Origin of the sequence: Paenirhodobacter enshiensis (genome assembly GCF_000740785.1) — a bacterium.
GTDB lineage: Bacteria > Pseudomonadota > Alphaproteobacteria > Rhodobacterales > Rhodobacteraceae > Rhodobacter > Rhodobacter enshiensis.
The window spans coordinates 24,522-46,533 of record NZ_JFZB01000002.1 but is presented as its reverse complement, the minus strand read 5'-3'; the positions used below and the strand labels follow the sequence as shown (position 1 = coordinate 46,533).

Genomic DNA, 22,012 nt, shown 5'->3' with positions numbered 1-22,012 from the left:
GGGGGGGTGTTTCCTTGCCCCTGTTGGCCGGCCGCGGCATCAGCAAGGCAGATCCAGTGACGGATCCGGTTGTCGGGATGACCTGCCTTGCGTCGTTTTCTTCCTTCGCTTTCCGCCCTTCAGGCGTTCGATTCCGCCGCGCGTCATGTCAGTTTCACCCGCGCGGCCGAGGATCTGATGCTGACGCAGAGCGGTATCAGCCGCCAGATCGGCAATCTGGAAACCTATCTTGGGGTGCGGCTGTTCGAGCGTGTGGGGTCGCGGCTGGTGCTGACCGATGCCGGGCGCAGCTATGCCGCGGATATCGAACAGACGCTCGACCGGCTGGAGGAGGTGTCGATAGACGCGGTGCGCGGGCGGCGGGCCAATGCCGCGCTGATGATCGGCACGCAGGCGAGTTTCGGCGCGCGCTGGCTGTTGCCGCGGATCGGCGATTTCATGGCTGCCCATCCCGAGATTCCGGTCGAGGTCGTCGAGATCGACACCGAGACCGATCTGGCCGCAGCGGGGGTGGACGTTGCGCTGCTGCGCGGGCTGGGCAGCTGGCCCAATGCGCGCACGATCGAGCTGTTCGAGGAACGGCTGGCGGTGTTCGGGGCGCCGGATCTGCTGAGCGGGATCGACACATCAGGCGATATCGACTTTGCCACGATGCCGACCTTGCAGAACGCACATCGGGCGAGTCTGTGGCTGAGCTGGCTGCGGGCCTCGGGGCGGACGTTCAACGGTGCGATTCAGGGGCTTCGGCTGCCACACAGCGAGATGGCGATCCGCGCCGCGGTCGAGGGATTGGGTCTGGCCGTTCTGCCGACGCATCTGGTGGCGCGCGAGGTGGCTGCAGGTCAGCTGGTGCAGTGTTTCGGCGAGCCGGTGCGCTGCGGCGAAAGCTATTGGCTGGTGATCCCCGAGGAGCGGGTAAATCGCATCAACGTCGGGCATTTCCGCAGCTGGTTGCGTCGCGCGGGGGTGACCGTCTCTCGGCCGGCGGCCTGAGCAGGGGCGCGGCACGCTCAGGGACGGGGGCTGTGCCCCGCCGAAAAGAAAAGAGAGGGGGCTCTGCCCCCTCGGGCCTGCGGCCCTCACCCCCGGGATATTTGGGGCGACGCGAAAGCAAGAGCGCGGGGCGCGGCGCTTCAGTCGAGCGGGATCGGGCCGTAGGTGGGGTAGAGATCGCCGGGACCGGGGTTGTCGGGCGCGGTGGTGCCGCCGAACTGATGCGCGATGCCCCAGACCGCATTGAGAGCGGTCTGCACCGCACCCTCGACCCAGGCCGGGGTCCAGCTGACGCTGTCGCCGGCAATGAAGATGCCTTTCTGTTCCGGCGGCAGCGCGTCTTGCATGAAATGGCCATACATGCGGTGGTTGTAGCGGTAATGACCCGGCAGCGCGCCCTTGAATGCACCGAGGAAGTTCGCGTCGGTCTCCCAGCTGACGCAGATCGGGTTGCCGCGGATGTGGCTGGCGATGTCGACGTCCGGATAGATGTGGCTAAGCGCTGAGAGGGCGAGTTCCACCCGCTTCTCGGCATCGTGGGGCAGCACCTTGAGCGCGTCGGTCATCCACGAATAGGACAGGCAGATCACGCCGGGCTTGTCCGGGCCGTTGTCGAAGAAATAGGTGCCGCGGGTGATCCGGTCGGTGAGGGTCATCGACAGGAGCGGCCGGCCGGTCGCCGGGTCGATGTCGTTCCAGAACGGGCGGTCGACCATCACGAAGGTCTTCGCTGCCTGCATGTAGCGGGTGCGGTCGAGCGCCATCCACAGCTTCTGATCGAACAGCGATTCGTCGGTGTCGATGGCGGTGGTGAGAAGGTGGCTCTGGCAGGTGACGAGGACAGCGTCATAGCTGTCGGTGCGGCCCCAGCAGTCGGTGACGGCGATCCGGCCTTCGGCGTCGCGCCCGATGCGCACCACGCGCGAGCGCGTCGCCCCGCCGTTCAGCGCGGCAAGCGAGCGCCGGCCCCAATGGGCGCAGTCGGTTTCGAGCTGCCACAGACGGTGCAGAACCTGCTCGACCCCGCCGACGATGTAGCGTTGATTGTCGTCGAGGCCGCACAGGTTGACGCGCAGGATCTCCAGCATGGAGTTCGGGAAATCGCTGTCCCAGCCGCCGGTGCCGAAGCCGACCTGGCCGAAGACCTCGCGGTGGCGGAAGCTGAGCTTGCGGAACGCCTCGGAGGAGGTGACGAAGTCGTAGAAGGTGCGCTCGTCCCACTGGCTGACGAGGCGATCCCAGATTTCCTTCACGCGGGACGGGTTGCGGGCGCGCATCGCGGCCTGAAGGTCGGAGAAACGCGCGCCTTCCTCGAGCGCCGCGTCATAGGCACGGGCGACTTCGCGGTAAAGCTCGGGCAGGTCGTCGAGGCTGCGCGCGAAGAGGGTTTCGCCTTCGAGGTCGATGACGGTCGAGCCTGCCGCCGCGGTCAGCGGGTTGGGGAAGGGGGCGCTCTCGGATCCGGTGAGGTCGACGTAGTGATAGAACCCGCGCGAGGAGACCGGGAAGCGCATACCGCCGAGTTCGGCGATGACGTTCTCGGTGCCCTCGAAGGTTTCCGAGCGCAGTCGGCCGCCGAACTTTCCCGATTCGTAAAGCACCGGATCGAGGCCGAGCTTCATCAGCTCATGCCCGGCGATGATGCCTGCGGCGCCGGCGCCAATGACCGCGACACGCGCGCCGTGCTGCCGGGCGGGGATTGCGCCGAGGCCGGCGGGATGGGCGATCCAGTCGTCATAGGCGAAGGGGAAGTCGGGTCCGAAGGCGGAAAGGTCGGTCATGGGGCTCCGGGGGCAGGCGGTTGCGGTTCGGGGCGGGTTGGTGTCAAGCTGAGCCCACACATAACAGGCGGATGAGGGCGGCGTGAAACTGATCCTGTCACAGGTTAGGCCGACGGACGGCGACATCGAAGGCGCTTTTCGTCATGTCGCCATGCTTTTTGATCTGGCGAGGGCTGTGGAAGCTGATGTCGTGCTGCTGCCGGAGCTGTTCTGGCCGGGATACAACCGCCCCGATCTGCATGAGGAACTGGCGCAGCCGCTCGACGGGCCCTGGGTGCGGCAGCTGCAGGCGATGGCGCGGGACGCGGGCTGCGCTCTGGTGACGGGGATGGCCGAGCGCGCCGGAGCGGATCTTTACAACACCGCGCTGGCGATCGGGGCGGATGGCGGTCTGCTTGCCCGCTACCGTAAGATCCAGTTGTTCGGACCGATGGAACGGGCGGTGTTCCGGCCGGGCGACGATCTGCCGCCGGTCTTCGCGCTGGGCGGGCGCAAGGTCGGGCTGCTGATCTGCTATGACATCGAGTTCGCCGGCCATGCCGCGGGGCTGGCGGCGCGCGGGGCGGAGACGATCCTGGTCCCGACCGCCAATCCCGTCGGGTTCGAGCATGTGCAGGATACTCTGGTCGCCGCGCGGGCCGTCGAGAACGCGATCACGGTCGCCTATGCGAATTATTGCGGCACCGAGGCCGGTCTGGCCTTCGGCGGCGGTTCTGTCGTCGTGGGGGCGGATGGGCGGGTGCTCGCGCGTGCAGGCACGCGCGAGGCCATGCTGATCGTCGATCTTCCGGGGTGCGCGGATTATCCGCAGGAGATATTGTCCACCCAGAGGCAGGATTACCGGGCGCTGTAGGCGGCCGGGCGGGGGCCGTTCCCGAAGCCTGAGGGGGGCCTGCGCGGTTTCCCGTTCCGCCGCTCCCCGGAGGGCGGAACGGGCCGCCCGATGGCGGTTCGTCCTGATTGCCTCTGTCCGTCAGTCACGTTAGCGTCGGACCGTCACACCCCGCCGTGCCGCATCGGGGTCGCCAACAGGAGAGATCATGTCCGACAAGCGCTTCGGCGAGCCGATGCCCGACTGGGCCCCGCCGCCCCCTCCGGGAGAGCCGCTGCTGACCGGCCGCTATGCCCGCCTCGAACGGCTGGAGGAGCGCCACGCCCACGAACTCTATCGCGCCTTTGCCGAAGACGACGGGATTTGGGATTATCTGCCTTACGGGCCCTTCCCCTCGGAGGTCGGGTTTCTGCGGTGGGTGCGCGACATGACGCTGCGCGACGATCCCTGGTTCTATGCGGTGATCGATCAGGCGACGGGGTTGCCGGGCGCGGTGATGTCCTATCTGCGCATCGCCCCGCCGATCGGCACGATCGAACTCGGGCATATCAACATCTCGCCCCGGTTGCAGCGCAGCCGCGTCGCCACCGAGGCGATGGCGCTGATGATCGGCTGGGCCTTCGAGGCGGGCTATCGCCGCTTCGAGTGGAAATGCGATGCCCTCAACATCCCGTCGCGGCGTGCGGCGCAGCGGCTGGGGTTGAGCTACGAGGGCACCTTCCGTCAGGCGACCATCGTCAAGGGCCGCAACCGCGATACCGCCTGGTTCGCCGCGACCGACAAGGAATGGCCCGGCCTTGCCGCCGCTTATGATGCCTGGCTGGCCCCGGAGAATTTCGGCCCCGACGGATTTCAGGCCGAACGTCTGTCCGATCTGACGCGGCTGGTGCGGGTCAGCGCGGATCCGGTTCTCGGGTCCGGCGACTGAGCCTTCGGGGGACCGGCGGGGCGGGGGGCTCGACAGCATGTCCATCGTGGCAAGCCGCGCCTCGAGCAGGCCACGCGCCCGGCTGAGCGCCGCCACCGCCGAAACATCGCGCGACAGCGCCCGTGCCGCGGCATGGAGCGCCTCGTCATGTGCATCGCGCGCCACACCGGCCAGAAACCGCGCGGCATAGCCCATCCCGGGGCGCCCCCGGTCCAGAAGTGCCGCCGCGTGGCTGAGGTCATCGGCGAGCGCGGCCGGATCGGGGGGCAACGGGGGGCCGTCGACACTCGGTTCGCCGGCGGGGCGGTCTTGCTTCAGCAGTTCGAGCACGGTGCGCTGGAACAGCGCGAGGCTGGCGATGGGCTTCGTCAGGAACCGGTCGGCGCCGGCGTTCAGGGCCTCCCCGGCAAGGTCGGGGTCGCCCGAGAGCCCGATCACCGGCAGCGCGCCTGCCGGTGCAGTGCGGATCATTGCGATCAGGTCGGCCCCGTTGCCGTCGGGCAGGCCCATGTCGACGATGATCGCGGCGGGGCGATAGGTCTGCAGGTGGCGCTGCGCCGCGCGCAGGCAATCGGCGCGCCGGATCCGGGCGCCGGAGCGGTAGCACATCAGGCGCAGCGCCTCGGAGGCGAGGCGGCTGTCCTCGACCACCAGAATGGTCTGGCCCCGCAGCGGCAGGTCTGCCGTCGGTCGCAGGGCCGATGCGGGGGTGGCGAAATCGTCGGTCATGGCAGTCTCCCTGGCAGAGGATTGCGATCTTCCGAGTTAACCGCGATTCTCCCTAACAAGGGTTTAACGATGCTGCTCCGATGTCCTGCCGCAACGGCGGACTTGCCTTGTGCGCACGCCCCTCCTATGCCCGAAGTCCTACGGAGGAGTTATCATGATCGGACGTCTCAACCACGTTGCCATCGCGGTGCCGGATCTCGAGGCCGCCATGGCGAAATATCGCGACACGCTCGGCGCCAAGGTGTGCCCGCCGCAGGACGAGCCCGACCACGGCGTGACTGTGGTTTTCATCGAACTGCCGAACACCAAGATCGAGCTGCTGTATCCGCTTGGCGAGAACAGCCCGATCGCCGGGTTTCTGGAAAAGAACCCCTCGGGCGGCATTCATCACATGTGCTTCGAGGTCGAGGACATCATCGCCGCGCGCGACAAGCTGAAGGCCGATGGTGCGCGCGTTCTGGGCACCGGCGAGCCGAAGATCGGCGCGCATGGCAAACCCGTGCTGTTCCTGCATCCGAAGGATTTCAACGGCTGCCTGATCGAACTGGAACAGGTCTGATCGCGATTTCCTCGCGCCGGGTGACGGCGCGGGGGAGGCTCAGTGCCGGGCGAGACGGTGGAACAGGTGGGTGAAAGCCGCCGCGCCGACCACCGGCACCACCAGATTGACGAAGGGCACCGAGAGCGGCAGCGCCATCAGCACGCCCATCGTCCAGATCGCCGGCCGGTTGCGCAGATAAAGCGCGCGGGCCTGCGCTTCGGTCATACGCCGCTCTGCCGCCATCTGGAAATACTCGCGCCCCAGAAGATAGCCGTTCAGCGCCAGAAACAGCAGCGGCGCGAAGGGGATGACGAACGGGTAGATCAGCAGCGCCAGCAGGTTCGCCGCGATCACCACGCCGAAGAATTTCAGCGTCTTCACCAGCGAATCGAGCAGTGGTTGCGGCGCCACCTTGGGCAGCGTCGGGTAATGCGCGCCCTCGACCAGCTCTGCCACGTCCTCGAGGAAAAAGCCGGTGAAGATCGAGGCCACCGGCACCATCAGGAACACCGAGGCGAAGACCACCAGCCCGAAGGCGGCCCAGCCGGCCAGCGCATGGAGGGCGTCGGTCTCGCCGATCCAGGGCAGGGAGACGTCGGCCGGCACCACCAGCCCGATCGCCCAGGCCAGCGTGAAGGCCATCACGGTCAGTGCGACGATGGCGAAGGCCACGCCTTTCAGCACGATCCGGAACGCGCCGGGCAGCAGCAGATCCTGCCAGGCGCGCAGTGCAAGCGTCAGGTTCATTCGGCGACCCATGTGGTGAGGGCGGCGACATCGGGGCGCGGGCGCTCGGGCGGCTCGGCCGACTGGGTGCCGATGTGGATCAGCCCGGCGACCCATTCATCCGGCGCGAGGCCGAAGGCCTTGGCGGCGAAGCCCCGGTCATGCGCGACCCAGCCGGTCAGCCAGGCCGCGCCCCAGCCGGCGGCAAGCGCGGCGTTCACGAGGCTCAGGCAAACGCAGCCGGCCGAAAGCATCTGCTCGATCTCAGGTGCCTTTTCCGAAGGTTTGGGCGAGGCGATCACCGCGATGCACAGCGGGCTTTGCGCGAATTGCGATGCGCCCTTGGCGGCGGTGCCGGGGTCGATGCCCTGCGCGGTTGCGTAAACATCGGCCTCGCGGGCCAGACGGTCGAGGGCGGCGCGTTCGAACACCACCAGACGCCAGGGCTCGATCTTGCCGTGATCGGGCACGCGCAGCCCGGCGGTGAGGATCTCGTTCAGCCCGGCGCGGTCGGGGACGGGGGCGTGCAGCGTCTTCGGCGGACGCGAGCGGCGGGTCAGCAGGAAGCGCAGCGCCTCCTCGTTGCGCTGTGCCGGGTTCACGGTTCCGGGGGCGATGTCCATGCCTGTGTCCTTTCCATCGTTCGCGGCCAGATATCGGCACCTGACCGGGCGATTGCAAGCGCCGGACGGCGGGTTGTCGCGCCATTCGCGTCCGGGTAGGCTCGGGATATGACGGATCTGTCCCACCTCGCCGTTTCCGGCACCGAAATCGCGCTTCGGGTGACGCCAAAGGCCTCGCGCAATGCCATCGTCGCGGGCGAAGAGGGGCTGCGCGTCTATGTCACCGTCGTGCCCGAGGACGGCAAGGCCAATGCCGAGGTGACGAAGCTGCTGGCGAAGGCGCTCGGTATCGCGAAATCGCGGCTGGTTCTGCTGCGCGGGCAGACCTCGCGCGACAAGGTGTTCCGCGTCGAATAGGGGACAGGTTCAGTCCTTGTCCTGCGGTTTCGTCTGCAGCCGATAGACGCCTTCGGGCAGGTTCAGCGCCGCCGCCAGCTCGCGCAACTGCGCGTGCGAGAACACGATGCGGTTGATCTCGTCGGTCTGATCGTCGACCTGTTCCAGAACGACGCAATCGTCGAAGGTCTGGATGGTGATGTCTTCCTGAAGGTAGTCGCGCGGATCCTCGCCCTCGTCCACGAGGGTGATGACCGTTGCGTCGAATTCGTGCTCGATGGTGAACATGAGACTCATGCTAGCCGGTTAACCTTCGGTTGCAAAGGGGTTTTCTGGCAAGGCGGCGGGGCGGAGGCGCTCACGGAGATGTTTCAGGAATGCCGCCCGGGGATACCTGCCGTGATTTGACTGTGCCGTCCCTGTCGCTATGTTCGCGGGGTTGTTCCCTTGCGGGGCGCGGCCTTCGCGCCGGCCCGGCATCTCCCGAAAGGCCCCCGGCCCATGATCCGAGTTTCGGCCGCATGCCGCAGGTTGGCCTTTTCGGTGGCCCTGACGGCGCTGACGGCCTGTTCCGCACCAGGGCCTCGTGGCGCTGCGGCGCCGTTGCCCGAGCGTCCCGCCGCACCCGAGGTGCAGCTTCAGACGGTGCCGCCCCGCCTGCCGCCGCGACAGGCCGCGGAGAATTTCGTCGCCGTCGCCCAGGCGATGGAGCCGCGCATCCGCGCCGAATGTCAGGCGCGCACGCAGGGGCATCGCAACTGCGATTACCGCATCGTTGCCTATGACCGGCGCGGCAGCTCTCCCAATGCGTTCCAGATGGTCGACCGCGAGGGCCGGCCGGTGATCGCTCTGAATCTTGCGCTGATCGCCGAGGCCCGTAACCCCGACGAGCTGGCCTTCGTCATGGGCCACGAGGGCGCGCATCACATCCTCGGCCATCTGCAGGCCAAGGCCGCCGATGCGCAGGCCGGTGCGCTGGTGATGGGGGTTCTGGCCGCCGCTGCCGGGGCGGATGCCGATGGCATCGCCGAAGCGCAGGACATCGGCGCCGACGTCGGCGAGCGCAGCTATTCGCAGGATTACGAGCTTCAGGCCGATCATCTGGGCACGATCATCAGTTGGGATGCGGGCTTCGATCCGGTCCGTGGCGCCGAGTTCTTCGCCCGATTGCCCGATCCGGGCGAGGCCTTCCTCGCCACCCATCCGCCGAACCGGCTGCGGCTGAAGCTGGTCAAGCGCACGGTCGAGACGCTGGAGGAAAAGGGCGTGCCCAGGGGCACGCCCCCCGCCGGTCTGAGCTGAGCGGGGCTGAGCTGAGCGGGGCTGAGCTGAGCCACCTCAGCCGAGGGTTGCCAGCCAGTCGCGGGCGATCCGCGCATCCTCGGGCACCGGGGTGTGACCGGCCGCGATGGCGCGATGCGTCACCGAGGCGCCGCGCGTGCCGAGCTGGTCCGCCAGACGCGCCGTGCGGTCGCGCCAGACGTCTTGCGTGCCTGATACGATCAACACTTCGGTGCCGCTCAGATCCGCCTCGGGCGGGGTGTCCAGCACGTCGATCGGACGGAGCAGGATCGCCCGGCGCACCGCCTGCGGATCGAGGAGCAGTGTCGCCGCGGCGAAGCTCGCCCCGTTCGAATGGCCGAGCAGCGTGATCTTGCCCGGATCGAGGCCATAGGCCCGCGGCGCATCCGCCAGAAACGCCGCGAAGGCGCGGGCCTCGGAGCGGATGTCGTCCTGATCGAAGCCGGTCGGCAGCCCGCCCGTCAGCGTGCGGCGATACCAGCGCAGGTTGCCTTCCTCGGTCGCCCGTCCGCGCAGGCCCAGAAGCGTCGCCCCGGGCGCGATCTGCCGGCCGAGCGGGAACAGATCCGCCTCCGACCCGCCAGAGCCGTGCAGCGTCAGCAGCACCTGCCCGTCATCCGTCTCCTCGGGGTCGAGGAAGCGATGCACGAAGGGCAGATCGCGGCGCGGCCGGCGCGGTTCGCCCGGCAGGGCGAAGCGGGGCAGCATCAGCCGGATCTCCTCGGCCGGGACGAAGCTGTCGCCCGGCACGAAGAGCGTCTGGCCAAGGCTTTCGGGGGCCTCGTCCACCGCGAAGCCGGGGCCGTCGGTCGCGTATTCGAACAGCACGCCCGCCGGATCGCGGGCGTAGAGCGAACGGAAATACGTCCGGTCATGCACCATCACCGGCTGCGTTCCGGTCAGTTCGTCGCGCAGCGCCCGCAGCGCGGCGTCGCCCGGGGCACGCAGCGCGATGTGATCGAAGGTGCCGGTGCCGGCGATCCCCTCGACGAAGCCGCGGCCGTTGCGGATGTCGAGCGTGTCGCTGTCCGAGATCAGCCGGATCGCACCTTCGGCCTCGGGTCCTCGGCGATACCCGAGGCGGATGGCGAAGGCCGCCGTCGCCTCCGGATCGGCGCTGAGCAGCGTCGCCCCGGAAAGGCGGGTGGGCGTGGCCGTCGCGCCCGGAACCCCGGTCAGTTTGACGATGATCCCGTCCGGATCGCGCAGCCGCAGCACCGGGGCGCCGAAGGCACGCTCCGGTCCCTCGACGGGCACATGCGCGTTCAGCGCCCGGCCGAGCCAGTCGCCGATGCTGTCGGTCGCGATGGCGAAGGACATTTCCAGCACCTGACCGTGGCCGACACGGCCGGGCGCGCCGTCCTCCCAGTCGAGGAAGGTGACGAGAGAGCCGGGCGCCCCCGTCGCATCGCCGTAGAACAGATGGAGTTGCAGCGCGTCCTCGAACCCGCCGGTGCGCTTGACCAGATGCAGGCCCAGAAAGCCCGCGTAGAAATCGACATTCGCCTGCACGTTGCGGGTGATGGCGGTGAGGTGATGGATGCCGGTGGTCATGGCGCTCTCCTGCTGCGGGTCCGGATCGGGCCCTCGTGCAAGATAGGGGCGCGAAAGCGCAACGGAAGGCCGTTGCCTGTGCGCCGGTGAACAGCAGATCTGGGAGTTGGGAAGAAGTGGTAGCCCGTAGGGGAATCGAACCCCTCTTTTCAGGTTGAGAACCTGGCGTCCTAACCGATAGACGAACGGGCCACTATGCGGTTTCATCCGCTATGTAGAACGATGCGCGGGGAGGTTAAAGCCGTCTCGTGCAACGTTCCCGGAAAAACTTCCGGGATCAGAAGTGGTAGCCCGTAGGGGAGTCGAACCCCTCTTTTCAGGTTGAAAACCTGGCGTCCTAACCGATAGACGAACGGGCCATCCTTCTGGCCGTCCCGGGGCGTGCCCGGCGCGGCGTGACGCGGTGTTTATGTGAGGCTCGGGTGACTCGCAAGAGGGTTTTTCACTTTCCGGCGAACTTTCTTGCGCCGCCTTAAAAACAAGGCCGCGCAAGGGGTTGTTCGGGGAGGTGCCGGGGACGCCGCGATCAGCCTTCGGCGCGGGCTGCATCCTCGAGGCGCAGTTGCACCCGGTTGCGCCCGCCCCAGCTGTTGATTTCCAGCCGTCCCGCAAGGTGAAACCGGGTCGCGCCGCCCTCGGTCAACGCGGGGCCGAGCGGGCCGTCGAAGGCGCCGAAGGCCACGGCGTCGATGCGTCCCCCCATGCCGTCGCCGAGGCTGAACCGCAGATGCGTTTCGCCGATCCGGCGCGGGCCGGTGATTTCCATCCCGGCGAAGGCGAAGCGCGGCGCCGGGGCGCCCTGACCGAAGGGGCCGGCGCGGTCGAGGTCCTCGATCAGCGCGGGCGTCACCGCGCCGGGCATCAGCAGGCCGTCGAGGCGCAGATCGGCCGGGCCCGCCTCGCCCGCGCCCTGTTTCGCCAGAAGTTCCGACAGCCGCGCCATCGCCGCCTCGATCTTGTCCTCGGCGACGGTGAGGCCCGCGGCCATCCGGTGCCCGCCGCCCTTCATCAGCAGCCCTTCCGCCGCCACCCGCTGCACCGAGGCGCCGAGGTCCACCCCCGCGATCGAGCGCGCCGAGCCCTTGCCGATGCCGTTCTCCAGCCCGATCACCACGGCGGGGCGGTTCGTCGCCTCTTTCAGACGGGCCGCGACGATGCCGACGACGCCCGGGTGCCAGCCTTCGCCCGCCGCCCAGACCAGCGGCGCATCGAGGCCGCGTTCCTCGGCCTGCGCGAGGGCCTGTTCGCGGACCCGGTTCTCGATCTCGCGCCGCTCGGTGTTCAGCCGGTCGAGGCGTTCGGCCAGTGCCTCGGCCTCGGCCTTGTCGTCGGTCGACAGAAGGCGCGCGCCGAGATCGGCCGCACCGATCCGGCCGCCCGCGTTCACCCGCGGCCCCAGAACGAAGCCCAGATGATAGGCCGAGGGCGCCTGATCGAGCCGCGCGACATCCGAAAGCGCCACGAGGCCCGGCCGTTCGCGCCGCGCCATGATCTTCAGCCCCTGCCGCACCAGCGCCCGGTTCACCCCGACGAGGGGCGCCACATCCGCCACCGTCGCCAGCGCCACGAGGTCGAGAAGCCCCATCAGATCGGGGCCTTGCGCGCCCTCGGCCCGCATCTGGCGGTTCACCTCGACCAGCATCAGGAACACCACCGAAGCGGCGCACAGGAACCCCAGATCTCCGCTTTCGTCGAGCCGGTTCGGGTTTACCACGGCCAGCGCGGGGGGCAGCGTCTCGGCCCCCAGATGGTGATCGAGGATCACCACATCGGTCGGTGCCGCGGCCGCCACCGGCTCGTGGCTGAGGGTGCCGCAATCGACGCAGACGATCAGGTCGTGATCGCGGGAAAGCGCCTGCATCGCCGGCACGTTCGGCCCGTAGCCCTCGTCGATCCGGTCGGGGATATAGAGCGTCGGGCGTTGCCCCATCGCGCGCAGCCAGGCGATCAGCAGCGCCGCGGAAGAGCCGCCATCGACATCGTAATCGGCGAAGACCGCGATGCGCTGATGCGTCTTCACCGCGTGCAGGAAGCGCGCGGCCGCGGCCTCCATGTCCTTCAGCCGGCGCGGATCGGGCAAAAGCGCGCGCAGCGTCGGTTCGAGGAAACCCTCGGCCTCGGCGGGTTCGACCCCGCGCGCGACGAGTATGCGCGCGAGCGGCAGCGGCAGGGCGGTGTCGCGGGCCATGGCCTCGGCCAGACGGTCGGCCTCGGCCGAGGGGCCGATCCAGCGCCGCCCGGTCAGCGAATGTTCGACGTTCAGGAATGCGGTGGTCATGCCCTGTCCTAGCCGATCGGCCCGGGCCGTGCCAGCGCGCTGTGTGGGGCCTCTGGCCAGTCGGGCGCGCGGTGCCTATGCTGCGCCCCGAGACCGATCTTCGCAGGAACCCGACATGACCCGTCCGACCGCGCTGGCCCTGATCCTTGCCGCCCTTGCCGCCTGCTCGGGCGGGTCTGACGGCTATCCTGCCCTTGTTCCCACGCAGACGATCCTGGCGGGCCGCGCGCCCGAACCCGATCCCGCACCGGATCTGACCGCACGCGGCGATGCGCTGCGCGCCCGGGCCGATGCGCTGCGCGCCGAAATGCCCTGAGCCCCCGGCTTTGCCCCGGTCCGCCGACAGGCGCGTTGCATGAAACGCTCTGCCGGGCTAACAGGACGGGGATCGCCCTATCATGACGAGGTTTCCCATGTCTGTTGCTGATGTTTCGCCGCTGCGCCTTGGTATCGCGGGGCTCGGGACTGTCGGCATCGGGGTGGTGAAGATCGTCCAGGCTCACGCCGATCTGCTGGCGGTGCGCGCTGGCCGGCCGGTGGTCATCACCGCAGTCTCTGCCCGCGACCGCAGCAAGAACCGCGATGCGGACCTTTCGGCCTACGCCTGGGAGACAGATCCGGTGGCCCTTGCCGTGCGCGAGGATGTCGATGTGCTGGTCGAGCTGATCGGTGGCCACGAGGGCGCCGCGCGTTCGGCCATAGAGGCCGCGCTGAGTGCCGGCAAGGACGTGGTGACCGCGAACAAGGCGCTGCTTGCCCATCACGGTCAGACACTGGCCGAGATGGCCGAATCGCTTGGCCGGGTCATTCGCTTCGAGGCCGCGGTGGCCGGTGGGATCCCGGTCATCAAGACCCTGACAGAGGGCCTCGCGGGCAACCGCATCCGCCGCGTGATGGGCGTGATGAACGGCACCTGCAATTACATCCTGACCCGGATGGAAAGCGCCGGTCTGCCCTATGACACCGTGTTCGAGGAGGCCCGTGCCCTCGGCTATCTCGAGGCCGATCCGACGCTCGACGTGGGCGGCATCGACGCCGGGCACAAGCTCGCGATCCTCGCTGCCATCGCTTTCGGCACCCGGGTGAGCTTCGATGACGTTGTGCTTGAAGGTATTGGCCGGGTGTCGATCGACGATATCCGTCGTGCCGGTGACATGGGCTACCGGATCAAGCTTCTCGGCGTGGCGCAGATGACCGGGCGCGGCCTCGAACAGCGGATGATGCCGTGCCTCGTTCCGGCGGCCTCGCCGCTCGGTCAGCTGGAGGGAGGCACCAACATGGTGGTGCTCGAAGGCGATGCGGTCGGGCAGGTGGTGCTGCGCGGCGCGGGGGCGGGCGAGGGGCCGACGGCCTCGGCGGTGATGGGCGATGTGCTCGATCTGGCGCGCGGGCTGCGCATCCCGACCTTCGGGCAGCCGGCCGAAAGCCTGGCCTATGCCCAGCCGGCCGCGGTTTCGGCCCCGGTGGCCTATTATATCCGTCTGGAATTGCTCGATAAACCCGGCGCTTTGGCGAAGGTGGCGACGGTTCTGGGCGAGGCGGGGATCTCGATCTCGCGGTTGCGTCAGTATGGCCATGCCGATCATTCGGCGCCGGTGCTGATCGTCACCCACAAGACCACGCCAGACGCTGTGGACTTCGCGCTTTCGGCCTTCGCCGCGACCGGGGTGGTGATGGGCGATGCCGTCGCGATGCGCATCGAAGAGGTCTGAGCCTTCGGGCTTCGCCTCTCCCCCGGGGGGCTCTCAACGAGAACGGGGCGAGGGGCGCTAGAGGCTCGTGTTCCACACCGTGCGCGCGCCGCGCGGCCGGGTGACCACGAATTCCGAGAAGGTCATCAGCGTTCCCGCCTGCATCGGCCGGTCGCTCAGCACGTTGAACAGCGACCAGTAGTCGTAATAGGTTTCCACAATGACCGCGGTGTCTCCTGCGGCCATGGCGGGGATGCTGGCCGAATGGCCGTTCAGAACGGTCTGTGTCATCGGGCTGTGCGTGCCCGTCGCGTAGGACGAAGCGAGGCTGAACATCTTCGTGGTGCCGTCGCAGGAGTCGGTATTCGCGGTGGCCGAACAGGTGATGATCGTCACCCGCATCCAGGTGGCGGAACTCGAATGCGCTTTTGTCATCTGGTCGAAGATGGTCTTCACGCCGTTGACGAAGGTCGGCCCGATGCCGCCGGCCTGACGCGAAATCAGGTCTGCAACGACGTAAGAGGACGAGTTCACGATCGCCCGGGTCCGGAACGCATCGTAGAACTCGAACGAGAACAGCAGCCAGATGATCAGCATCAGCCCGCCGAACATGCCCTCGACCGGGACCGAGCCGGAGGTTGACGCATCGCTACATGCCCGGTCGCGGCGCAGCCGGAAGCGTTTCAGGATGGCTGTCATGTCCGGTCCCCCCTCAGTTCGTTGCCCGCGGCTCGTTGACGAACACGGTGACCGATGTCAGCGCGAACCGTCCCGAGGCGTCGGTCATCATCGCCCGCGACAGCGGGTCGATGGTGGTCAGCGGGGGCATCTTCAGACAGGCGCGCAGCACGACCATCTGGTTCGAGCCGCCGCGGTTGATTTCGGGGGTGAGAACCTCGGTCGAGGTCGAATCGGTGCACAGGATGCCGTTCGTGTTGGTCAAAGACCAGGTATCGGTATCGACCGGGAAGACCTCGACCGCCATGTTGGCCTCGCAATCCGGAACGAAGTGCATGGCAGTGCAGACCGCGGCCTTCAGTTCGTCATGCGTTTCCAGCGTCGCGGTTCCGAGGCGCAGTTCGCGTGTCGTGACGTCAACGGCATGATCGAGCAGCACCTGCCGGAACGAGATGAACATCATCTCCAGCCCGAAGAACAGGATCAGGAAGAAGATCGGCAGCCAGATGACGGTCGGGATGGTGACCGCCCCGTCCTCGGCACGGGCGGCAAGGCGAAGTCGTCTCAGGAGCATCTCCGGCCTCAGTTCGTCAGTCGAAGCGCGTTGATCGATGAGGCGATCGAGGTGAACGCCGTCGAAAGATCGTTCGAATCGACATCGTAAGCATAGCCTGCGTTCGTCGCGCATTTCTTCAGGATCGCTGCGCCATCGCTCGGGGCGTCGACGGCGACCGTGAAGATGTAGATGTCATGCGAACTGTCCTTGGCCACCGTGCACAGATCGTTGAGCGCAGTGTCCTTGCCGTCGAACTCGGACTTGATCGCCATCGTGTCATAGGCGCTTTGCTTGGTAACCGAGGTATCGACCGAGTGCCACGGCGGATACAGGAACGTCTGGGCCACGTATTGCAGCGTGTAGTTCTTGCCCCAGATCGTTTGCCAGGTGATCGGGTAAAGCGTTCCCGACACCGATGTCGACCAGGATTTGCCGCTCATGCTGTAATACATCCTCCTGGTGGAGTCGTAATAATAGAGCGACGCCCAGTCCGACGTGGAGCCCCAGCTCGCGTAGGTCGACGTCGAGAACGTCGTGGCCGATTTGGTCGAGTAGAACCCGGAGTTCCCGGTGCGATAGGCGGCCTTTGTCGAATAGCTGCGGGTGTTCTGGCCGTCGGTCATCAGCACCATCACCTTCATCGCGCTGTCGTCCTGCGTCGAGGACGTGCTGGCATAGTTGAACGGCCGCCCCGCCAGAGCGGTATCGACGCTGCCCCTGTTGATCAGCGTGGTCAGTGCCGGCTGCGTCGAAGGATCGAGCAGGGCCAGCCCCCAGCGGGCCCCGATGTCGATCCCGGTGTCGCCCGCTGCCGACAGCCCGTTGATCTTGCTGTTGATCTTGGTCTCGTCATTGGCCCAGGCCAGCACCGAGGCATAGCTGTATTCAGGGCAGTTTTTCACGTTGGTGGTTTGCGGGAGCGACCAGGAGGAGCCGGTCAGTGCCAGCTGGCCGGAGTAGTTGAAGCTGTCGCCATACATCGTGCGCTGCAAGGTGGTGGACGGCGAGATGGCGAGGGAACTGGTGCTCAGCATCTCGACATCGGCGCAGGTGTTCTGGGCGTGATCGCTCGACAGGGTGAAGCCCGCTGCCGTCGTGCTGCCAAGCGACACCTGCTGATTGTAGGGCACCACCGAGATCGACAACCGTCCTGCGGGCACATCGGGCCCCTGAACGGAGTCGAACATCTTGCCCACGAAGGTCGTCGCGGCCGAGCGCAGCGCCGCGATGCGGGTGGTGCTTTTGCCGTTCACTGTCACCGTGTCGTTCATCGAGCCGGAGATGTCGAGCACGAGCGAAATTTCGACATTGCCGATTTCCTCGCGGGCCTGGCTGTTGCCCGAAACCCCGAGGGTGTTGATCCCGACCAGCTTGCCGAACATCGTGTTGATCGAATCGTCCGTCGTCGCGGTGACCTGACGCCATTCCATATTCGTGCCCTGTTGCACGACCGTGTTGACCGCCACAGCCCCGAGCCCTGCCTTGTTGAGGTAGTCCGAAACCACCTCGACCGGATCGAGGTCCTGCGACAGCGAGGTCGCGGCCAGCACTGCGCGGTCGAGCGTGTTCTGGATCTTCGTGCGCATTTCCTCTTCGCGCACGAAGTCGATGGCGAGGCCGGTGACGCACATCATGAACACGAACATCATCAGCGCGAGCGGCAGCAGCGCACCGTCTTCCGATGCAAGGCGCGTCTTCAGGGCGGTGCGGATCGCGACGCTGCGCGAGTCGGAACGGTTCCGTCCGGATTTCTGCTGCATCACATAACTCCGCTCTGAGAACCCCGCATCGGGACGTCGCAACGGGCGAAAGCACGCCAGTGCTCCAGAAGTGAGGCCCGACGACGTTGCAAGAGCCTTCAGGGCAACATTATTAACGCTTACCGGGAGTTTGAGTAACTGATTTTTCGCTGTTTTGTCGAGTCGGATCGGGGTTTTGCCCGGCCCGGGGGCCTTTCTTGTACGATATGTCGCAGGCAGGGGGGCGTTCCCGTGTCCGGGCGGCGTGCCCCTCTCGACTTCGGCGTCCCGTGCCCCGATAGTGAAGGCATGAGTCTTCCACCCGGATTCCTTGATGAACTGCGCAACCGTGTCTCGATCTCGCAGGTGGTCGGGCGCAAGGTCGTGTGGGATATGCGCAAGTCGAACCAGGCCAAGGGCGACTGGTGGGCGCCATGTCCGTTCCATCAGGAAAAGTCGGCCTCGTTCCATGTCGATGACCGCAAGGGCTATTATTACTGCTTCGGCTGCCACGCCAAGGGCGACGCGCTGACCTTCCTGCGCGAAACCGAGAATGTCGGCTTCATGGAGGCGGTGGAGATCCTCGCCCGCGAGGCCGGATTGCCGATGCCCGAGCGCGACCCGCGCGCGGCCGAGCGTGCCGACCGGCGTTCGGAACTCGCCTCGGTCATGGACGAGGCGGTGAAATTCTACCGGATGCAGCTGTCGATGCAGGGCGGCTCCATCGCGCGCGACTACATCGCGCGCCGCGGGCTGAGTGCCGAGACCGTCTCGCGTTTCGAGATCGGTTGGGCGCCGGATCATCGGCAGGGGCTGTATAACGCCCTGGTTTCAAAGGGGATCGCCCCCGATCTGATCGTCGAGGCGGGGCTGTGCGCGCGCCCTGACGATGGTGGCGCGCCCTATGACCGGTTCCGCGGCCGGGTGATTTTCCCGATCCGCGACGGGCGCGGGCGCGCGATCAGTCTCGGCGGGCGCTCGCTCGATCCCAACGCGCGGGCGAAATACCTCAACGGCCCCGAGACGCCGTTGTTCGACAAGGGCCGCAATCTCTACAACCACGGCCCGGCGCGCGAGGCCTGCGGCAAGGGCGCACGGCTGGTGGTGTGCGAAGGCTACATGGATGTGATCGCGCTGGCTCAGGCGGGGTTCGGCGGCGCGGTGGCGCCTCTGGGCACGGCGGTGACGGAAGAGCAGCTCCATCTGATGTGGCGCATCCATGACGAGCCGGTGATCGCGCTCGACGGCGATACGGCGGGGATGCGGGCGGCGCTTCGGGTGATCGACCTCGCGCTGCCGCTTTTGGAGGCCGGCAAGGGGCTGCGATTCGCGCTGCTGCCGGGCGGGCAGGACCCGGACGATCTGATCAAGGCCGAGGGGCGTGGCGCGATGGAGAAGGTTCTCGCCACCGCGCGGCCGATGGTCGATCTGCTGTGGCACCGCGAGACCGACGGTCAGGTTTTCGACAGTCCCGAAAGACGCGCGGCCCTCGACAAGCGGCTGCGCGCGGCGATCACCCGGATCAAGGACCCCTCGATCCGCAGCCATTACGGCGCCGAGGTGAAGCGCCTGCGCGAGGAGCTGTTCGGTTTCACCCGCACCCCCGCCCCCCGCAGCGAGGGCGGGGCGGGCGGCTTCGTGCCGTTCACCGGGAAACGCAGCGGGCGCGGGCGCGGCTTCGTGGCCCCGCCCGCGCTGCCCCTGCCGACGACGCGGGCGACGCTTCTGGTGGCGGCTCCGGACGACGGGGTGACCGAGCATCTGCGCGAGGCGCTGATTCTGGCGATCCTCGCTACCCATCCGGTGCTGATCGCGCGCTACGAGGGGCCGCTCGAAACCCTGCGCTTCACCGACCCGTCGCACGAACGCCTGTCGGGGCTGATGCTTCGGCTGGTCGGGCTGCCGGCCGGTGAAATCGCCGCACGCCTGTCGGTCGAGGCGGACGGTGACCTTGAAAGGCTGTTCGAACAGCCCCATGTGCGATCTGCACTGGCGACGGGGATCCGCGACGATGCGGAATTCGCCGCGCAGTGTCTGGCCTCGGATCTCGACAAGCTGCTGGCGTTGCGGGCCTGGCGGCGCGAGGTCGCCGAGGCCCGCGAGGAGATCGAAGGACTGGCCGACGAGGGCGTGACCTGGCGCATTGCACAGGCGACGCAGGCCCTTGAAAAGGCACTGAAACCGCAGGAAGCCGCCGACCGCGCCACGGTGCGGGCGCAAAACGGCGTCGAACTCGACAGGGAGGAGCTTGAACGCAGCCGGGCCTTTTTCGATGCGATTGATTACAGTCGCGGCGGCCGCGGAACGCGGCGCAATTAGGCACGGTCCGGTTTCCGGCCGGTTCACTCCCGGAAAGGGCCGATTCGGCCCTGTGATTCGCCGGAGCGATTCGCTACAACGCCCGGTGACGATTCGATTCCGTCGCGCCGCAATCCCCGCGGCGCGCCGTTTGCCCGAATAGCCCCTGCAGGAGCCCCCATGGCCGCCAAGGACATCGACGATACCAAGCCCGAGAACAACGTTGACGAGGATACCTCGTTCGACATGAGCAAGGCTGCGGTCAAGCGCATGATCGCAGAGGCGAAGGAACGCGGGTTCATCACCTACGATCAGCTGAACGCGGTGATGCCGCCCGATCAGGTCTCGGGCGACCAGATCGAGGACGTGATGTCGATGCTCTCGGAAATGGGCATCAATGTCGTCGAGGCCGAGGAGACCGAGGAACCCGAAACCCCCGTGGCCACCACCGGCTCGGGCAACGGCTCGCATGCGCTTGCCGTCGCGTCTTCGACCAACGAGACGCTCGACCGCACCGATGATCCGGTGCGGATGTATCTGCGCGAGATGGGTTCGGTCGAGCTTCTGTCGCGCGAGGGCGAGATCGCCATCGCCAAGCGCATCGAGGCCGGCCGCAACACGATGATCGCCGGGCTGTGCGAAAGCCCGCTGACCTTCCAGGCGATCACGATCTGGCGCGACGAGTTGCTGAACGAGGACATCCTTCTGCGCGACGTCATCGACCTCGAGGCGACCTTCGGGCGGTCTCTCGAAGGCGAGGACGATCTCGAAGGCCCGGTCGAGGGGATGGTCATCGAGACCGGCGAGGCCGCTTCGGCCGGTCCCGCCGCGCCGCGCCGCGCCGAACCCGAACTCGATGCCGACGGCAATCCGATCCGCACGGAGGAAGAGGACGAGGACGACGAAGGGTCGAACATGTCCCTCGCCGCGATGGAAACGGCGCTGAAGCCGAAGGTGCTCGAAACCCTCGAGGCGATCGCGGGCGATTACGCGCGTCTCGCCGAGATGCAGGATCTGCGCATGTCGGCGACGCTGAACGAGGACGGCACGTTCTCGGTCGCCGAGGAAGCCGCCTATCAGAAGCTGCGCTCGGAAATGGTCGCGCTGGTCAACGAATTGCACCTGCACAACAACCGCATCGAGGCGCTGGTCGATCAGCTTTACGGCATCAACAAGCGCATCATGTCGATCGACTCGGCGATGGTGAAGCTTGCCGACACCGCCAAGGTAGCGCGCCGCGAGTTCATCGAGGAATACCGTAACTACGAGCTCGACCCGACCTGGGCCGAACGGATGAAGGCCAAGGGCGGCCGGGCCTGGGCCACGCTGTTCGAGAAGTCGGGCGACAAGGTCGACGAGCTGCGCGCCGAGATGGCGCAGGTCGGCCAGTATGTCGGCGTCGACATCTCGGAATTCCGCCGCATCGTGAACCAGGTGCAGAAGGGCGAGAAGGAAGCCCGTCAGGCCAAGAAGGAAATGGTCGAGGCGAACCTGCGTCTGGTGATCTCGATCGCCAAGAAATACACCAACCGCGGGTTGCAGTTCCTTGACCTCATTCAGGAAGGCAACATCGGCCTGATGAAGGCGGTGGACAAGTTCGAGTATCGCCGCGGCTACAAGTTCTCGACCTATGCGACCTGGTGGATCCGCCAGGCGATCACCCGCTCGATCGCCGATCAGGCGCGCACGATCCGCATCCCGGTCCACATGATCGAGACGATCAACAAGCTCGTGCGCACCGGTCGTCAGATGCTGCACGAAATCGGCCGCGAGCCGACGCCCGAAGAGCTGGCCGAGAAGCTGCAGATGCCGCTCGAGAAGGTCCGCAAGGTGATGAAGATCGCCAAGGAGCCGATCTCGCTCGAAACGCCGATCGGCGACGAGGAAGACAGCCAGCTGGGCGATTTCATCGAGGACAAGAACGCGATCCTGCCGCTGGATTCCGCCATTCAGGAGAACCTGAAGGAAACCACGACCCGCGTGCTCGCCTCGCTCACCCCGCGCGAGGAACGCGTGCTGCGGATGCGCTTCGGCATCGGCATGAACACCGATCACACGCTGGAGGAAGTCGGTCAGCAGTTCTCGGTCACCCGTGAACGTATCCGCCAGATCGAGGCGAAGGCGCTGCGCAAGCTCAAGCACCCCTCGCGCTCGCGCAAGCTGCGCAGCTTCCTCGACCAGTAAGCGAAACGCCCCCGCAAGGGGGCGTTTTCCTGTCCGGGCCCGCGCGTGCCACCCTGCGCGACGCCCTGCCTTTCATCTTTCCGAAAATATCCCGGGGGAGCTGCGGCTCGCCGCAGCGGGGGCAGAGCCCCCGGCGACCTCTGCGCGAACACCACCTCCGAAAACCGAAACGCCGCCCCCTCGCGGAGAGCGGCGTTCCGGACGGCGGGGCAGAGTCACCCGATCCCCGCCGGTCCGCTTCGG

19 protein-coding genes, 2 tRNA genes and 1 pseudogene are annotated in these 22,012 nt (G+C 67.1%); 10 read left to right on the top strand and 12 right to left on the bottom strand.

What is annotated here, in order from left to right:
* Positions 1-87 precede the first annotated feature (87 nt).
* Positions 88-993: a LysR substrate-binding domain-containing protein gene (locus tag CG50_RS01715; protein WP_036634496.1), complete on the top strand. Its 906-nt coding sequence runs from the start codon at positions 88-90 to the stop codon at positions 991-993.
* A gap of 140 nt (positions 994-1,133) precedes the next feature.
* On the opposite strand, the gene CG50_RS01710 is transcribed toward CG50_RS01715, so the two are convergent.
* Positions 1,134-2,774, bottom strand: coding sequence for a flavin monoamine oxidase family protein (locus tag CG50_RS01710; protein WP_036634493.1), 1,641 nt, complete (start codon positions 2,772-2,774; stop codon positions 1,134-1,136).
* Positions 2,775-2,856: 82 nt separating this feature from the next.
* Here CG50_RS01710 and CG50_RS01705 point away from each other — a divergent pair, with 82 nt between their 5' ends.
* A complete protein-coding gene (locus tag CG50_RS01705; RefSeq protein WP_036634490.1) occupies positions 2,857-3,627 on the top strand; it encodes a carbon-nitrogen hydrolase family protein in 771 nt (256 codons plus the stop codon).
* Between the two features lie 187 nt (positions 3,628-3,814).
* Positions 3,815-4,534, top strand: a complete 720-nt coding sequence (locus CG50_RS01700; RefSeq protein ID WP_036634487.1) for a GNAT family N-acetyltransferase — start codon at positions 3,815-3,817, stop codon at positions 4,532-4,534.
* 348 nt (positions 4,535-4,882) lie between these two features.
* On the opposite strand, the pseudogene CG50_RS17475 reads toward CG50_RS01700, so the two are convergent.
* Positions 4,883-5,263 (bottom strand): annotated as a pseudogene (locus CG50_RS17475) (response regulator); the annotation flags it as partial.
* Positions 5,264-5,417: 154 nt separating this feature from the next.
* Between CG50_RS17475 and mce the strand changes: the two are divergent.
* Complete coding sequence (gene mce, locus CG50_RS01695) at positions 5,418-5,822, top strand: methylmalonyl-CoA epimerase (RefSeq protein WP_036634484.1); 405 nt, start codon at positions 5,418-5,420, stop codon at positions 5,820-5,822.
* Positions 5,823-5,861: 39 nt separating this feature from the next.
* On the opposite strand, the gene CG50_RS01690 is transcribed toward mce, so the two are convergent.
* Together CG50_RS01690 and CG50_RS01685 are read right to left on the bottom strand one after the other, a co-directional pair.
* Entirely contained in the window at positions 5,862-6,551 is a 690-nt protein-coding gene (locus CG50_RS01690; RefSeq protein WP_051909368.1) for an EI24 domain-containing protein, read from the bottom strand.
* Entirely contained in the window at positions 6,548-7,153 is a 606-nt protein-coding gene (locus CG50_RS01685) for a nitroreductase family protein (RefSeq protein WP_051909366.1), read from the bottom strand. The genes CG50_RS01690 and CG50_RS01685 overlap by 4 nt, the downstream gene beginning before the upstream one ends.
* A gap of 108 nt (positions 7,154-7,261) precedes the next feature.
* Between CG50_RS01685 and CG50_RS01680 the strand changes: the two genes are divergently transcribed.
* A complete protein-coding gene (locus CG50_RS01680; RefSeq protein ID WP_036634483.1) occupies positions 7,262-7,510 on the top strand; it encodes a DUF167 domain-containing protein in 249 nt (82 codons plus the stop codon).
* Positions 7,511-7,519: 9 nt separating this feature from the next.
* Here the strand turns inward: CG50_RS01680 and CG50_RS01675 are convergent, their stop codons facing one another.
* Entirely contained in the window at positions 7,520-7,777 is a 258-nt protein-coding gene (locus CG50_RS01675; protein WP_036634480.1) for a hypothetical protein, read from the bottom strand.
* Between the two features lie 315 nt (positions 7,778-8,092).
* Between CG50_RS01675 and CG50_RS01670 the strand changes: the two genes are divergently transcribed.
* The gene (locus CG50_RS01670) at positions 8,093-8,791 is read left to right on the top strand and encodes a M48 family metallopeptidase (protein WP_245615556.1); all 699 of its coding nucleotides are present in this window, start codon (positions 8,093-8,095) and stop codon (positions 8,789-8,791) included.
* Positions 8,792-8,827: 36 nt separating this feature from the next.
* Here CG50_RS01670 and CG50_RS01665 read toward each other — a convergent pair whose 3' ends face one another.
* From CG50_RS01665 to recJ, 4 genes are all read right to left on the bottom strand, one after another.
* Complete coding sequence (locus CG50_RS01665) at positions 8,828-10,345, bottom strand: VOC family protein (RefSeq protein WP_036634476.1); 1,518 nt, start codon at positions 10,343-10,345, stop codon at positions 8,828-8,830.
* 117 nt (positions 10,346-10,462) lie between these two features.
* Positions 10,463-10,537: transfer RNA gene (locus CG50_RS01660), tRNA-Glu, on the bottom strand.
* Between the two features lie 92 nt (positions 10,538-10,629).
* Positions 10,630-10,704, bottom strand: a tRNA-Glu gene (locus CG50_RS01655).
* A gap of 167 nt (positions 10,705-10,871) precedes the next feature.
* Positions 10,872-12,623 carry a single-stranded-DNA-specific exonuclease RecJ gene (recJ, locus tag CG50_RS01650; protein WP_036634474.1) on the bottom strand — a complete coding sequence of 584 codons (1,752 nt, stop codon included), beginning with the start codon at positions 12,621-12,623 and terminating at the stop codon, positions 10,872-10,874.
* A 115-nt stretch (positions 12,624-12,738) separates the two neighbouring features.
* Here recJ and CG50_RS01645 point away from each other — a divergent pair, with 115 nt between their 5' ends.
* Together CG50_RS01645 and CG50_RS01640 are read left to right on the top strand one after the other, a co-directional pair.
* On the top strand, positions 12,739-12,939 hold the full coding sequence (locus tag CG50_RS01645) for a hypothetical protein (RefSeq protein WP_036634471.1): 201 nt from the start codon (positions 12,739-12,741) through the stop codon (positions 12,937-12,939).
* Between the two features lie 97 nt (positions 12,940-13,036).
* Positions 13,037-14,335, top strand: coding sequence for a homoserine dehydrogenase (locus tag CG50_RS01640; protein ID WP_036634470.1), 1,299 nt, complete (start codon positions 13,037-13,039; stop codon positions 14,333-14,335).
* A 57-nt stretch (positions 14,336-14,392) separates the two neighbouring features.
* Here CG50_RS01640 and CG50_RS01635 read toward each other — a convergent pair whose 3' ends face one another.
* From CG50_RS01635 to CG50_RS01625, 3 genes are read right to left on the bottom strand one after another with little or no spacing between them, the layout of a single operon-like run.
* A complete protein-coding gene (locus tag CG50_RS01635) occupies positions 14,393-15,013 on the bottom strand; it encodes a hypothetical protein (protein ID WP_036634469.1) in 621 nt (206 codons plus the stop codon).
* 13 nt (positions 15,014-15,026) lie between these two features.
* Positions 15,027-15,566 (bottom strand): TadE/TadG family type IV pilus assembly protein, encoded by a 540-nt coding sequence (locus tag CG50_RS01630; RefSeq protein WP_036634468.1) that lies wholly within the window; start codon positions 15,564-15,566, stop codon positions 15,027-15,029.
* Between the two features lie 8 nt (positions 15,567-15,574).
* Positions 15,575-17,308: a TadE/TadG family type IV pilus assembly protein gene (locus CG50_RS01625; RefSeq protein WP_036634466.1), complete on the bottom strand. Its 1,734-nt coding sequence runs from the start codon at positions 17,306-17,308 to the stop codon at positions 15,575-15,577.
* A gap of 288 nt (positions 17,309-17,596) precedes the next feature.
* On the opposite strand from CG50_RS01625, the gene dnaG reads away from it, so the two are divergent.
* Both dnaG and rpoD read left to right on the top strand, forming a co-directional pair.
* Complete coding sequence (gene dnaG, locus CG50_RS01620; protein ID WP_036634464.1) at positions 17,597-19,606, top strand: DNA primase; 2,010 nt, start codon at positions 17,597-17,599, stop codon at positions 19,604-19,606.
* A 159-nt stretch (positions 19,607-19,765) separates the two neighbouring features.
* Entirely contained in the window at positions 19,766-21,769 is a 2,004-nt protein-coding gene (rpoD, locus tag CG50_RS01615; protein WP_036634462.1) for an RNA polymerase sigma factor RpoD, read from the top strand.
* Positions 21,770-22,012 lie beyond the last annotated feature (243 nt).